The organism is Streptomyces sp. NRRL S-455 (assembly GCF_000717875.1).
Lineage (GTDB): Bacteria > Actinomycetota > Actinomycetes > Streptomycetales > Streptomycetaceae > Streptomyces.
Genome location: NZ_JOCT01000106.1, coordinates 1 through 229 on the forward strand (window position 1 = coordinate 1; position 229 = coordinate 229).

Here is a 229-nt window from a genome sequence, read left to right on the forward strand (position 1 = left end):
CGGCCGGGACGACGTCGTCTTCGGCGCCACCGTCTCCGGCCGCCCCCCGGAGCTGCCCGGCGTCGAATCGATGATCGGCCTGTTCATCAACACCCTGCCCGTACGCGCCCGACTCGACCACACCGAGCCCCTCAACGGCTTCTTCCGCCGCCTGCAGGCCGAACAGACCCGCCTCCTGGACCACCAGTGGGCCGGTCTGGCCGACATCCAGCGCTGGGCCGGACACGGC

General features: G+C 72.1%; 1 protein-coding gene. It reads left to right on the plus strand.

Annotated elements, in window-relative coordinates:
• A partial coding sequence (locus IE97_RS39090; protein WP_037845549.1) for a condensation domain-containing protein occupies nucleotides 1–229 on the plus strand: 229 nt, incomplete at both ends.